Annotated in this window: 12 protein-coding genes and 1 riboswitch; of the genes, 10 read left to right on the top strand and 2 right to left on the bottom strand. The window is 73.6% G+C overall.

The features are described from left to right. Nucleotides 1-47 precede the first annotated feature (47 nt). Complete coding sequence (locus SKED_RS00310) at nt 48-1,469, top strand: family 20 glycosylhydrolase (RefSeq protein WP_012865107.1); 1,422 nt, start codon at nt 48-50, stop codon at nt 1,467-1,469. Between the two features lie 13 nt (nt 1,470-1,482). On the opposite strand, the gene nagA is transcribed toward SKED_RS00310, so the two are convergent. Beyond that, nucleotides 1,483-2,712 (bottom strand): N-acetylglucosamine-6-phosphate deacetylase, encoded by a 1,230-nt coding sequence (nagA, locus tag SKED_RS00305; RefSeq protein ID WP_012865106.1) that lies wholly within the window; start codon nt 2,710-2,712, stop codon nt 1,483-1,485. Between the two features lie 150 nt (nt 2,713-2,862). Between nagA and SKED_RS00300 the strand changes: the two genes are divergently transcribed. The 9 genes from SKED_RS00300 (at nt 2,863) to SKED_RS00260 (ending at nt 11,852) form a co-directional block, all read left to right on the top strand. Continuing rightward, nucleotides 2,863-3,600, top strand: a complete 738-nt coding sequence (locus SKED_RS00300) for a helix-turn-helix transcriptional regulator (protein WP_052293850.1) — start codon at nt 2,863-2,865, stop codon at nt 3,598-3,600. 75 nt (nt 3,601-3,675) lie between these two features. Beyond that, nucleotides 3,676-4,215, top strand: coding sequence for a PH domain-containing protein (locus SKED_RS00295; protein WP_012865104.1), 540 nt, complete (start codon nt 3,676-3,678; stop codon nt 4,213-4,215). An 85-nt stretch (nt 4,216-4,300) separates the two neighbouring features. Further along, entirely contained in the window at nt 4,301-4,888 is a 588-nt protein-coding gene (locus SKED_RS00290) for a DUF2238 domain-containing protein (protein WP_012865103.1), read from the top strand. Beyond that, nucleotides 4,885-5,781: a glycosyltransferase family 2 protein gene (locus tag SKED_RS00285; protein ID WP_012865102.1), complete on the top strand. Its 897-nt coding sequence runs from the start codon at nt 4,885-4,887 to the stop codon at nt 5,779-5,781. Before SKED_RS00290 ends, SKED_RS00285 begins: the two co-directional genes overlap by 4 nt. A 7-nt stretch (nt 5,782-5,788) precedes the next feature. Then, nucleotides 5,789-5,893: riboswitch (SAM riboswitch) on the top strand. Between the two features lie 6 nt (nt 5,894-5,899). Beyond that, entirely contained in the window at nt 5,900-6,964 is a 1,065-nt protein-coding gene (locus SKED_RS00280) for a methylenetetrahydrofolate reductase (RefSeq protein WP_012865101.1), read from the top strand. 11 nt (nt 6,965-6,975) lie between these two features. After that, nucleotides 6,976-9,333, top strand: coding sequence for a 5-methyltetrahydropteroyltriglutamate--homocysteine S-methyltransferase (gene metE / locus SKED_RS00275; RefSeq protein WP_012865100.1), 2,358 nt, complete (start codon nt 6,976-6,978; stop codon nt 9,331-9,333). A 97-nt stretch (nt 9,334-9,430) separates the two neighbouring features. Continuing rightward, complete coding sequence (locus SKED_RS00270) at nt 9,431-10,315, top strand: sugar phosphate isomerase/epimerase family protein (RefSeq protein ID WP_012865099.1); 885 nt, start codon at nt 9,431-9,433, stop codon at nt 10,313-10,315. Nucleotides 10,316-10,424: 109 nt separating this feature from the next. Then, nucleotides 10,425-10,802 carry a hypothetical protein gene (locus SKED_RS00265; RefSeq protein WP_012865098.1) on the top strand — a complete coding sequence of 126 codons (378 nt, stop codon included), beginning with the start codon at nt 10,425-10,427 and terminating at the stop codon, nt 10,800-10,802. A gap of 234 nt (nt 10,803-11,036) precedes the next feature. Then, the gene (locus SKED_RS00260) at nt 11,037-11,852 is read left to right on the top strand and encodes a PadR family transcriptional regulator (RefSeq protein ID WP_012865097.1); all 816 of its coding nucleotides are present in this window, start codon (nt 11,037-11,039) and stop codon (nt 11,850-11,852) included. 43 nt (nt 11,853-11,895) lie between these two features. On the opposite strand, the gene SKED_RS00255 is transcribed toward SKED_RS00260, so the two are convergent. After that, nucleotides 11,896-12,969, bottom strand: coding sequence for an LCP family protein (locus SKED_RS00255; protein WP_012865096.1), 1,074 nt, complete (start codon nt 12,967-12,969; stop codon nt 11,896-11,898). Nucleotides 12,970-13,237: the final 268 nt, after the last annotated feature.

Here is a 13,237-nt window from a genome sequence, read left to right as displayed (position 1 = left end):
CGACCGCGACTCGTCCACCACTCCGCACGACGTCCTGAGGTGACACCATGACCCTTCCTCTCATCCCTGCTCCGCAGACGATCGCGACCACCGACGCGACGACGACGCCGCTCACCGCAGCCCACGTCGACTCCCTCGCCGCAGCCCTCGAGCCGTGGGCGCCCCGCGCGAGCGCAGCAGCCAGGCGCCTCCTGACCCGGGGCGTCACCGCCGACGCCCCGACCCCGACGGTCGTGGTCGACGCACGGCTCGACCCCTCGCTCGCGGCCGAGGGCTACACCCTGGACCTCGCCCCCGAGGCCTGGACCCTCACGGCCGCCGACGAGGCCGGCGCGTTCTGGGCCGTCCAGTCGCTCGCGCAGATGGTACGGGACGGCGGTGTCCCGGCCGTGACGCTGTCCGACGCCCCCACCTACCCCGTGCGCGGCATGATGCTCGACATCGCCCGGTTCTACTTCGGCCCCGCGGACATCCGCCGCGTGATCGACCTCGCGGCGTCCTACCGCCTCAACCAGCTGCACCTGCACCTCAGCGACGACCAGGGCTGGCGCCTGGAGATCCCGAGCCGACCGCTGCTCACCAAGCTCTCCTCCGCGCAGGACGTCGCCGGCGGCGAGGGCGGGTCGCTCACCCTCGCGGACTACCACGAGCTCCAGCAGTACGCCCTCGACCGGCACGTGGTGATCGTCCCCGAGGTCGACCTCCCGGGGCACACGCACGCCGCGCAGGTGGCCTACCCCGAGATCAGCCCGGACGGCCAGGAGCGCGAGCCCTACACCGGGACCGAGGTCGGCTTCAGCTCGCTGCACCTCACCTCCGACGAGGCGTGGGCCTTCGTGGACGACGTCGTCGCGACCCTCGCCGAGCACACCCTCGGGGAGTACATCCACCTCGGCGGCGACGAGTCGCTGACCCTCACCCGCGAGCAGTACGTCACCTACATGGAGCGGCTCGGCGCCGTCGCCGCGGCCCACGGCACCAAGGTGGTCTTCTGGCAGGAGGCGGCGGGTGCCGCCCTCCCCCCGCAGACACGCCTGCAGTACTGGACCTCGCAGTTCGAGACCGGCCACATGGGGAAGGTCGCGCGCGAGCAGGACGTCCAGTTCGTCGCGTCGCCCGGCAACCGCGCCTACCTCGACCAGAAGTACACGGCCGACTTCCCGCTCGGCCTGGACTGGGCGGCGCTCATCGACGTCGAGGACGCCTACGACTGGGACCCCGTCGCCGAGCTCCCCGACATCCCCGCGGAGTCGGTGGTCGGCGTCGAGGCCTGCCTCTGGACGGAGACGCCGCGGTCCTTCGACGACCTCACCATGCTCACCCTGCCGCGGCTGCCCGCCATCGCGTCCGTCGCCTGGGGCTCCCCCAAGGACCTCGGCGCCTTCCGCACGGCGCTCGCCCAGCACGGGCGGTGGTGGGACGAGGACGGTCTCGTGTTCTACCGGTCGACGCAGGTCGACTGGGACTGAGCAGACCCGGTCCTCAGGCCTGAGAGGCCTGGTGCAGGGCGGGCGCGGCGACCGCCACGCTGCGCCCGCCCTGCACCACGGCGACGACCGCGAGCGCCTCGTCGAGCACGACGAGGTCGGCCCGGGCTCCCGGCTCGAGGGCGCCCACGTCCGTGCGCCCGAGCACCCGAGCCGGGGTGGTGGTCAGCGCGGCGACCGCGTCCTCGAAGGGCACCCCGGCCGCGACGGCCCCCTGGAGGGCGTGGTCGAGGGTGAGGGTGCTGCCGGCGATCGCGCCGTCGTCGCGGACCCGCGCGACCCCGTCGAGGACGTCGACGACGAGCGCCCCGAGCAGGTACTCCCCGTCGGCGACCCCGGTCGCCGCCATGGCGTCCGTGACGAGGGCGGTGCGCCGCGGGCCGGCCGACCGTGCGGCGTGCTGGAGCGTGAGCGGGTGCAGGTGCACCCCGTCGGCGATGAGCTCGACGGTGACGCGGTCGTCCTCGAGCAAGGCGAGCACCGGGCCCGGTGCCCGGTGGTGGACCGGCGGCATGGCGTTGAACAGGTGGGTGGCGAGGGTCGCCCCGGCGTCCACCGCGGCGACCGCCGTGGCCGCGTCGGCGTCGGTGTGCCCGATCGCCGCGACAGCACCGTGCTCGACGATGCGGCGGACGGCCTCGAGCCCGCCCGGCAGCTCCGGGGCGATCGTCACGACCGCGACGACCCCCGGCCGCGCACCCAGGAGCAGGTCGACGTCGTCGAGGAGCGGCTCGCGCAGCAGCGCGGGGGCGTGGGCTCCGCGGTGCAGCGGGCTGAGCCACGGGCCCTCGAGGTGCACGCCGGCGAGCTCGCCGCTCTCGACGAGGGGCGCCAGGGCGAGGACCGACGCGTGCAGCTGCTCGAGCGGGGCGGTCACCAGGCTGGCGACGAGCGTCGTGGTCCCGTGCGCCCGGTGCGTGGCGGCGACGACGCGGGCGTCGCCGACGACCGTCGCGGCGTCGTGGCCGGCCCCGAAGGCCGCTCCCCCGCCACCGTGGCAGTGCAGGTCGACGAAGCCCGGGACCACGGTGCGCTCACCGAGGTCGACGTGCTCGGCGGCAGCCCAGGCGGCGTCGGGAGCGCCCTCGCCGACCGCGGCGACGGCACCGTCGACCACCGCGACCCAGCCCGGCCGCAGGGAGATGTGCCCGGTGTGCACGACGGCGGCGCGGTAGACGGTGGGACCGGGCGCGCCGGCGGGGTCTGCGGGTGGGGCGCTCGACATGTCCCCACCCTAGCGACACGCCCTCGTGGCACAGACCCGCCGGACCTCCCAGACCCGTTCTCCTGGGCCGCAGAGACGGTGGGATACCCTCGAGATCACACCACTGGTGCCGGCAGAGAGGGGGTCGACGACGTGTCACCGGAGCTCTCTGTGCCGACGGCGCACGACGACGACCCTCCGGGGGAGCCGAGCCTCGCCGGCGCGGCAGACGGACCGCGCACCCTGGACGTGGGGGCGGGGGTCGAGACGCTCACCGACCAGGGCACGATCGTCGCGCTGCTGGCCGAGCTCATCGCCACCGCGACCACCAGCCTGTGGGGCGCGCACCCGGGTGCTGGCTTCGGACCCGACCACGTGGAGACCTGGTGGGGTCCTGTGTCCGACATGGCGGCTCGCGACGTCGAGGTCCGCACGCTGCTGCAGCACAGCACCCGGGCCCAGACCGCCACGCAGAGCTACGCCGCGCTCGCGCTGCCCGCAGGCGTGCTCATCCGGACCGTCCCGGTGATCGCCGCCCGGACCCTCATCTTCGACGACACCACGGCCCTCGCCACCCGGTTCGTCGAGGGCCGTTCGGAGGGTGCGCTGCTCATCCGGGACCCCGGTCTCGTCGCCTACCTCGCCCGCGGCTACGAGGCGGACTGGGCCCTGGCCCAGGACTTCCCGGCGCTCCTCGACGCCGAGGGGCAGACGGTGGAGATCGACCAGACGGCTCGGACGGTGCTCGCGCTGCTCGCCGACGGCCACAAGGACGAGGTCGTGGCCCGGCGCCTCGGCTGCTCCGTGCGGACCGCCCGGCGCCACGTCTCCTCCCTCATGGAGCTCCTGGACTCCAGCAGCCGGTTCCAGGCGGGTGCGCGGGCGGCCCAGGCAGGCCTGCTCGACTGAGCCCACCGGCACGCGCCGCAGACGCAGCGTGGACTGGGGGTAGAGCCCAGGCGCGCGCGGTGCGACGATGACCGCATGAGCATGCAGAGCAGGCTGGCCGACGGAGAGCACGTCGTCCTGGACCTCCGTACGCACGTCAAGGCGTTGTTCGGCGCGATGGCGCTCTTCGTCGTGCTCCTCGTCGCGGCGGTCGCGCTCGTGGTGCTGCTGCCGGAGAGCTCGGCGCGCGGCTGGCTCCTGCTCGCCGGAGGGGTGGTCCTGCTCGTGCTCCTCGTGGGGTGGGTGCTGCTGCCGTTCCTGCGGTGGACCACGTCGCGGTACACGGTGACCAACCGCCGCCTCATCACGCGCAGCGGCATCATCACGCGCACGGGGCGCGACATCCCGCTCTACCGGATCAACGACGTCTCCTACGAGATGGGCCTGACCGACCGGCTGCTCGGGTGCGGGACGCTCGTGATCTCGGACGCGACCGACAAGGCCGGCGTCACCCTCCACGACGTCCCGCGCGTCGAGAAGGTGCAGGTCACGCTGCACGACCTCCTCTTCACCGCCGACGACGGCACGGACGACGGCGAGCGCCCGCCCCGCGAGCCCCGTCGCGGCGGGCGCTGACCGGGCGCACGGCTCGCGAGCGCGTGACGCCTCCGTCCTGGCTCTCCGTCCGGCGCGGGTGGCACCTGGCACCTAGGGTTGCCCGATGACCGTCGGCACCTCCGCACGAAGACCGTCCACCCTGGTCGCCGGCGACGCCGTCCGCTGGGTCGCAGGCGCGAGCCTCGTCGTCGGCACCGCGCTGTACGGCACCGTCGGCGCGGCGCTGCTCTCCCTCGTCCTGCTGGGCGCGGTGGTCCCGCGGGCGCTCGGCCTGCACGGGGTGCACGACCCCGTGCTCGGGCTGGTGCTGTCTGCTGCGGCGTGGATGGGCCTGCTCGACCTGTACGCGGCCGTCCCGTGGCTCGACCTCGCGGTGCACCTGGTCGCGACGGGGGTCCTCGCCGACCTCGCGTGGCGGACTCTCGTGCGCGTCGGTGCGGTCGCGAGCCCGCGACCCGCTCAGGTCTCCGGTGCGGACCCCTCGACGCCCGCGCGCCCGGCGCTCGGGATCGTCGTGGTCACGACGGCGCTCGGCGTGATGCTCGCCGTCCTGTGGGAGCTCGGCGAGTGGGCGGGGGCGACCTTCGTCGACGGGTCGATCAACGTCGGGTACACCGACACCCTCGGGGACCTCGCCGCCGGCGGGGTCGGCGCGCTCGTCGCCGGCGTCCTCCTCGCGAGGCGCTCGTGAGCACCGCCGAGGGCACCGCCCCGGTCCCGGGGCGCCTGGACATCACCGTGGTCATCCCGGTCAAGGACGACGCCGTGCTCCTCGCACGGTGCCTGGAGGCGCTGGCCCTCCAGACCCGGCGCCCCTTCGAGGTCGTGGTGGTCGACAACGCCTCGACCGACGACAGCGCCGCGGTCGCGCGGGCGGCCGGCGCACGGGTGGTCGTCGAGCCGACCGTCGGGATCCCCGCGGCGGCCTCGCGCGGGTACGACGCGGTCCAGGGCGGGATCATCGCGCGGTGCGACGCCGACACGCTGCCACCCACGGACTGGCTGGACCGCGTGCACCGGTCCTTCGTCGCCGACCGCGAGCTCTCCGCCGTCACCGGTGCGGGGACCTTCTACGACCTTCCCCGCCTGCGCGGGCGCGCGGCACGGGTCTTCTACATGCGCGGGTACTTCTGGGGCATGCGCGCCGCCCTCGGCAACGTGCCGCTGTGGGGGTCCAACATGGCGATCCGGGTCACGACGTGGCACGAGGTCCGCCACCTGGTGCACCGGGACGACCCGACGGTCCACGACGACACCGACCTCAGCTTCCAGCTCGGCGCCAGGGCCCGGGTCCGGTACGACCCGCTCCTCACGGTCGGGGTCTCGGGGCGGACCTTCGCCTCTCCGGCCAGCCTCGGCCGACGGTTCCGCTGGGCGCGACGGACGCTCGAGGTCAACTGGGCCGTCCGCCCGCCGTGGGACAGGTGGGCTGACCGCCTGACCGCTCCACGGGGTGACGCTCCGCGCCAGCTCGCGGGCGGCCCGGTCCCGCTGCAGCTCCCCACGGGCTCGACCCCTCGCCAGGTTCGAGCACAGAAATCCCGCGATGTGGACGGTGTAGACCGGATCGTGGATAGATCGTAGGGTCGTGGCACCATCCAGAGCGGTTGAGAGTCCTGGCTCGACGACGCCGCAGCAACCCCCCACAATGGAAGCCTCCTGAGGGTGCGGGTGCTAACGCCAGGTCCGATGGAGTGAACTCATGACGGCTTCCGACGTACCACCGACCCCTGCCGGGGGCGGTCCGACCACCGCCCCGCCGGGGCGGCACGCGGCGCGCCTGCGCCGCCCCACGCTCTCCTTCGAGCTCATGCCGCCCCGCAACCCCGCGGCGGCACCGAAGTTCTGGAGCACCGTCGACCACCTCGTGGCCGCGCGCCCCGACTTCGTCTCGGTCACCTACGGTGCCGCGGGCGGAGACCGCACCACCGCCCAGACCGTGGTGCGCCGCATCCTCGAGCACGCCCCCGTGCTGCCGATCGCCCACCTCACCTGCGTGGGCGCCTCCCGCGACAACGTGGCCGAGGTCATCGACGAGTTCCTCGCCGAGGGCGTCCGCAGCTTCCTCGCGCTCCGCGGCGACCCCCCGCGCGACCAGCCCGACTGGCAGCCGCACCCCGACGGCGTGAACTCGAGCGACGAGCTCGTGGCGCTCCTGCGCGAGGTCGAGGCCCAGCGCTGCGCCGAGGACCCGTCGTCCGCCCTGCGCTCGGCGGCCCGGCCGCTGACCATCGCCGTCGCGACCTTCCTCGACGGCAACGCGGCAGCGGGCACCACACGGTCCCAGGAGGTGCAGCGCCTGCTCGAGAAGCAGCAGGCCGGCGCCGACTTCGCGATCACCCAGCTGTTCTACGACGCCGACAGCTACGTCGGCTTCGTGGACGAGGCCCGGCGCGCGGGAGTGACCCTCCCGATCCTCGCCGGCCTGCTCCCCATGACCGACCCGGCGCGCCTCGCCCGGGTCGAGACCCTCACGGGCGTCCCCGCCCCGAAGGCTCTCGTCCGCGACCTCGAGTCGCTCACCGACCCGGCCGCCCGGCACGCGCACGGCATCCGTGCGTCCGTCGAGCTCGCCGAGGCGGTCCTCGCAGCCGGAGCCCCGGGCCTGCACATCTACACCTTCAACAAGCACGAAGCCGCACTAGACCTGCTCGAGGGCGTACACCTCGGCGGCGGACCAGCGCACCCGGCAGCAGCCGACGCCGGTCCCGACCTGGCCAGCGGGCCGTGGGTCGGCGCATCCCAACCAACCGCAGCTCTGATCTAGAGGGATGACCCATGACGACACATACTGAGCTCAGCTCTGACCAGCAGAACCCGACCTTTGCCGCTTTCCCGGCAGCGACCATCCTCGGCTACCCCCGCATCGGGCCGCGCCGCGAGCTCAAGAAGGCCGTCGAGTCCTTCTGGGCCGGCCGCATCGACGCCGACCAGCTCGAGGAGACCGCCGCAGCACTGCGGAAGTCGACCCGCGACCGCCTCGTCGCGCTCGGCCTGTCCGCCACGGACGGCTCCGTCCCCGAGACCTTCTCGTACTACGACCAGGTCCTCGACGCCGCGGTGACCGTCGGCGCCGTGCCCGAGCGCTTCGCGACCGAGGGCGACCTCGACCTCGCCGGGTACTTCCGTGCCGCCCGCGGCGAGGGCGACGACGCCCCGCTCGAGATGACCAAGTGGTTCGACACCAACTACCACTACCTCGTGCCCGAGATCGGCCCGTCCACCACGTTCCGCCTCGCCTCCGACCGCGTGGTGCGCCAGTTCGCCGAGGCCCTGGCCGACGGCGTGACGACCCGTCCCGTGCTCGTCGGCCCGGTGACCTTCCTGCTCCTCAGCAAGGCTGCGGACGACGCCCCCGCCGGCTTCGAGCCGCTGTCGCGTCTCGCCGACCTGCTCCCCGTCTACGCCGAGCTGCTCCGGGCGCTGGCCGCCGCCGGGGCTACCTGGGTCCAGCTCGACGAGCCCGGTCTCGTGACCGACACGATCGACGTGCCGCTGGGCGACGTCCTGACGGCCGTCACCGAGGCGTACCGCGTGCTCTCGACCGAGCTGGCCCGTCCCGAGCGTCCGGCCATCCTGCTCGCCGCACCCTTCGGCGACCTCCAGGAGGCCCTCCCGGTCGTGGCCGGGACCGACGTCGAGGCCCTCGCGGTCGACCTCGTCAAGGGTTCTGCGCCCACCTCGCCGGTGCGCGGCCTGGAGTCCAAGACCCTCGTCGGCGGCGTCGTCGACGGGCACAACATCTGGCGCGCCGACCTCTCCGCCAGGCTCGAGGTGCTCGAGGCTCTCGAGGGCCTCGGCGCCGGGGCCGTCGCGGTCGGCACCTCGACGTCGCTCCAGCACGTCCCGCACGACGTGGCCGACGAGCCCGCGCTCGACCCGACGCTCGCGAGCTGGCTCGCCTTCGCCGACCAGAAGGTCGCCGAGGTCGTGACGCTCGCAGAGGGGCTGCGCGAGGGCCGCGAGGCCGTGCACGAGCAGCTGCTCGCCGCGAGCGCCGCCGTCTCCTCGCGCGCCACCGCAGCAGGGGTGTCGGTCGCCGCGGTCCGCGAGCGCACCGCGGCCCTGACCGACGGCGACTTCCACCGCGGCCCGGCGCAGGAGCGTCGTGACGCCCAGCAGGAGCGGCTGGACCTGCCGCTGCTGCCGTCGACGACCATCGGGTCGTTCCCGCAGACCGTCGAGATCCGCAAGGCTCGCGCCGCGCACGCGAAGGGCGAGCTGTCCCTCGAGGCGTACGAGGACGCGATGCGTGCCGAGATCCAGCAGGTCGTGGAGCTGCAGGAGCGGATCGGCATCGACGTGCTGGTGCACGGCGAGGCCGAGCGCAACGACATGGTGCAGTACTTCGCGGAGCTGCTCGACGGCTTCGCGGTGACGCAGAACGGCTGGGTGCAGTCCTACGGGTCTCGCTGCACGCGCCCGTCGATCCTCTGGGGCGACGTGTCGCGCCCGGCGCCGATGACGGTGCGCTGGACGGAGTACACGCAGTCGCTCACGACCAAGCCGGTCAAGGGCATGCTCACGGGCCCGGTGACGATCATGGCCTGGTCCTTCGTGCGGGACGACATCCCCCTGGGCGAGACGGCCAACCAGATCGGCCTGGCGCTGCGCGACGAGATCGCCGACCTCGAGGCGGCCGGCATCGCGATCATCCAGGTCGACGAGCCGGCGCTGCGCGAGCTGCTGCCGCTGCGCCGCGCGGACCAGCCGGCGTACCTCGACTGGTCGGTCGGGTCGTTCACGCTGTCGACCGCCGGGGTGCGCCCGGACACCCAGATCCACACGCACCTGTGCTACTCGGAGTTCGGCGAGGTCATCGGCGCGATCGACGCCCTCGACGCCGACGTCACGTCCATCGAGGCAGCCCGCTCGCGCATGGAGATCCTCCCCGACCTCAACGCCTCCGGGTTCTCCCGCGGCGTCGGTCCGGGTGTCTACGACATCCACTCCCCGCGCGTGCCGTCGCAGGAGGAGGTCACCGAGCTCCTCGAGCTCGCCGTGAAGTCCGTCGACCCGGCGCTGCTCTGGGTCAACCCCGACTGCGGCCTCAAGACCCGCGGCTATGCCGAGACGACCCCGTCCCTCGAGCACCTGGTCGGCGCGGCGAAGGCAGTGCGCAGCCAGCTGGGTTGAGCCTGCGGGTGACCACGGCCCCGCTCTGCCCTCTCGGGGGGCAGGGTGGGGCCGCGCTCACGTCGCGCGTCCAGGATGGCGCACTACTGTGGGGAGCATGTCCTCCCCCGCGGCAGACGACGCGTCTGCCACCACCCCCCGCTCGGAGCCGATCAAGGTCACGCTGTCGAGCGCGTCTGTGTACCCGCGCAAGGTGGCGTACGCCTTCGAGCTCGCTGCCGAGCTCGGGTACGACGGCATCGAGATCATGGTGTGGGGCGACTCGGCCACCCAGGACGACAACGCCCTCGCGCACCTGGCGCAGCAGCACGGCGTCGAGATCCGCAGCATCCACGCCCCGACGCTCCTCGTCAGCCAGAACGTGTGGGGCGGCCGTCCCGCGCCCAAGCTCGCGAAGGCCGTCGACATGGCGCAGTCGCTCGGTGCGAGCACCGTCGTGGTGCACCCGCCGTTCGCGTGGCAGCGCAGCTACGCGCGGCAGTTCGTCGACCAGGTCCGTCAGCTGACCGAGGAGTCCGGGCTGACCGTGGCGGTCGAGAACATGTACCCGTGGCGGTCGAAGAAGCGCGAGTACGGTGCGTACCTGCCGGGCTGGGACCCGTCGGAGCACTCCTACGACGCCGTGACCCTCGACCTGTCGCACGCCGCGACGGCACGCCAGGACAGCCTGGAGATGGCCAAGACCTTCGGCGACCGCCTCAAGCACGTGCACCTCACCGACGGCAGCGGCTCTGGCAAGGACGAGCACCTGGTCCCCGGCCGTGGCACGCAGCCCTGCCAGGAGCTGCTCACGCACCTGGCACGGACGGGCTGGGAAGGTGATGTCGTCGTCGAGATCGGCACCCGCAAGGCGCGCACGGCGACCGAGCGTCGTGACGACGTGGCGGCGTCGCTGGCCTTCGCCCGCACGCACCTCGCCCACGACGTCACCACCCTCGTCGACCGGCCGCCGGCGCAGCACCGCCCCAGCGACGCCTGGTAGCAGCTGAGACGCAGCCCTCCCGGCCGCACCCTCACACCTCACGTCCCGGCGCCGATGGGGTCCCGAGGAGACGCTCGAGCACCGGGCGTCCACAGGCGAGGAGCAGACCGTGAGCGGCATCGAGCTTCGAGGGGTCACCTCGAACCAGCAGTCCCAGGGCACGAAGGGCTCGGCGGGCAGCTCGCCGGCCGAGCGCGAGTACGCGAACGCCGTGAAGGAGCTGGCCCGCCTGCAGAGCAAGCTCGCGAGCAGCGCGGCTGGCGGCGCCGAGGTGAGCGACGAGCAGATCGCCGCGGACCAGGAGGCCATCACCCTCGCGGCGGCCCGGGTCGCCATGGCGGCCGCCGCCGTCGCCCAGGAGCAGCAGAAGGCTGCCGAGGAGCGCTCTCACCAGGGGCAGGCCGCGACCCCCACGGTCTCGACGGCGGACCTCGTCGCGGAGGAGCAGCGCGCCGCGCGGCTGTCGCGGGTGGACCGCACCGCCTGAGGGCCGTCCTGACCGTCACCTGATCTTCACAGATGTGCCTTGTGAAAGATATATCGACGATATATCTTTGAGTCATCGGTCGAGCCTGAGATCTCTCAGACCAGGCTCCCGACGTCTCGGACCGCCCGCCGACAGCACTGCCCAGAGCAGTCGCCGTCGAGCCCGCGACCCGCACCGAGAGCCGGACGGCTCTCCACCACCACACATCTGTCGAACCCCTTCAGGAGCACCCTCATGCGACCCGACACCACACGCACCTGGCGCGGACAGCGCCCCACCACCGACGACGACCCGCGCACCCAGCGCGACCACCACTCCGACGACCACAGCCACCGCGAGCGCCGCGGCGGCTTCGGTCGCGCCATGCGAGGCGACGGGCCCGGCGGCTTCGGCCGCGGGTTCGGCTCCGGCTTCCCGGGCGGACCTGACGGTCCGCGCGGCGACGGCTCCGACGAGGGCCGTGGCGGACGCGGCCCCGGCGGACGCGGCGGCCACGGCCGCGGTCCGGGCGGCCCAGGCCGCGGCCCCGGAGGGCGCGGCTCCCGCGCCGGACGCGGCGACATCCGCGGCGCGGTCCTGCTGCTGCTCAGCGAGCAGCCCATGCACGGCTACCAGCTGATCCAGGAGATCACCGAGCGCTCCGGCGGCCGCTGGTCTCCGAGCCCGGGTGCGATCTACCCGGCGCTCAACCTCCTCGAGGACGAGGGCCTCATCGTCATCACGGCCGACTCCGGGCGCAAGCTCGCGAGCCTCACGCCCGAGGGCGTCAGCCACGTCGAGCAGCACCGCGAGGACCTCGTCGCACCGTGGGACCGGGCCACCGGCCAGGCCGCCCACCCCGCACGAGCGCTCCGTGAGGCGATGGAGTCGCTCGGCGGCGCCGCGCACCAGATCGCCCGCACCGGCACGCAGGCTCAGACCGCCCAGGCGCTGCGCACCCTCGAGCAGGCCCGCCGCGAGCTCTACCTCGTGCTCGCCGGCGAGACGGTGCACCCGTCCGAGGACGGCGACGCGGAGCACGGCACGTCCGCCTCCGACACCCAGGGCTGACACCCCCGCACCCGACGAGCCGCGCCCTGCGCGCGGGCCCCGGTCACCCCCGGGCCTGCGCGTAGGGCGTCGCCGTCGAGATCCCGGTGATCGGCTGGTCTGTCCGCACCGCCTCCCAGAGCTCGTCGGCCTCGGGGGTCCACGCGACGTACCCGTCGTCGGCGGCAGCCGCGGGGACCGTCGCGAAGGTGATCGCGTCCGCGTCGAGCGAGCGCATGCTCCAGCCCAGCCCGGTGATCTCCTTGATCGAGTCGAGACCGGGAGAGAGCGTGAGCGACGCGGTCGACGCCCCCAGGAACCTGCTCAGCGCGACCGGGTCGCTCAGGACCCGGGGTGACATGACCTTCTCGGCCAGCGCGGCGACCACGGACTGCTGACGCGGCTGCCGCTGGGTGTCGGAGTTGTCCCCGACCCCGTACCGCACCCGTGCGTACTCGAGCGCGAGCCACCCGTCCATGTGGTGCAGGCCGGCGTCGAGGGCGAGCGTGTTGTACCGGTGCGGGACCACCGCCTCGGGGACCGAGACGTCGATGCCGTCGACCGCGTCGACCATGTCGCGGAAGCCGACGAAGTCCACCACCACGAAGTCGTCCACCTGCACCCCGGTCATCTCCTGCACCGTGTAGATCGTGCAGGCGGCTGCGAGCAGCAGGTCCGTGGCCGGGTCACCCGTGGCAGCGCTCGCGCCCGTGGCGAAGGCCGCGTTGAACTTGGCCGTGACCGGTGCGGAGAGCCGCTCCCCCGGTGTCGTCGTGAGGTTGCAGGCGGGGACCGTCGCGCGGGTGTCCCGGGCGATCGACACGACGTCGACCCTCCTGCGGTCGGCCGAGACGTGGACGAGCATCGTCGTGTCGGAGCGAGCCCCGTCCACGTACCCGCCGAGCTCGGCGTTCTCGCCCGACCTGTCGTCGATGGCCATGACCAGCACGTCGCGGTCCCGGCCCGCACCCGGGTCCTCCGGGTCGACGGGCGTCGGGTCCGCGACCGGCGGTCCCACGAGCCCCCGGAACTCCTCCGTGCCCTGGAGCGACCCGTCGAGCCGCACGTACTGGGTCGCCACCGCGGTCGCACCGAAGGTCACGGCGCCCACGACCCCGAGGGCGACGACCCGCGGCACCCGACCTGCTCCCCTGCCCGCCCGGTGGGCGGCGGCATGGCGTCGCCCCGAGCTCCCCCTGCTGGTCCTGACCACGACGACCCCCTCGCCTCGTCGCAGGTCGCGCGTCGGCACCGACGACGACCCGGCACCCCCTGCGGGCACCGTCGACGCAGGTCAGCCTAGGGACGGGACGGGCGTGCGGTGCGGCGTTCCTGGGTGGTCACTGTGAAGGCCCTCCGCCCGGCCCGCACGTGTGACCAAGGCAGTGCCGAGACGGCACCGATCC

Source organism: Sanguibacter keddieii DSM 10542, from assembly GCF_000024925.1.
Lineage (GTDB): Bacteria > Actinomycetota > Actinomycetes > Actinomycetales > Cellulomonadaceae > Sanguibacter > Sanguibacter keddieii.
Note: the sequence above shows the minus strand (reverse complement) of the source record. Positions and strands in the feature narration are given on the sequence as shown.

Coding starts and splice junctions, on each gene's coding strand:
- SKED_RS00310 (WP_012865107.1), top strand. CDS start 48: ATGACCCTTCCTCTCATCCCTGCTCCGCAGACGATCGCGACCACCGAC.
- nagA (WP_012865106.1), bottom strand. CDS start 2,712: ATGTCGAGCGCCCCACCCGCAGACCCCGCCGGCGCGCCCGGTCCCACC.
- SKED_RS00295 (WP_012865104.1), top strand. CDS start 3,676: ATGAGCATGCAGAGCAGGCTGGCCGACGGAGAGCACGTCGTCCTGGAC.
- SKED_RS00290 (WP_012865103.1), top strand. CDS start 4,301: ATGACCGTCGGCACCTCCGCACGAAGACCGTCCACCCTGGTCGCCGGC.
- SKED_RS00280 (WP_012865101.1), top strand. CDS start 5,900: ATGACGGCTTCCGACGTACCACCGACCCCTGCCGGGGGCGGTCCGACC.
- metE (WP_012865100.1), top strand. CDS start 6,976: ATGACGACACATACTGAGCTCAGCTCTGACCAGCAGAACCCGACCTTT.
- SKED_RS00270 (WP_012865099.1), top strand. CDS start 9,431: ATGTCCTCCCCCGCGGCAGACGACGCGTCTGCCACCACCCCCCGCTCG.
- SKED_RS00260 (WP_012865097.1), top strand. CDS start 11,037: ATGCGACCCGACACCACACGCACCTGGCGCGGACAGCGCCCCACCACC.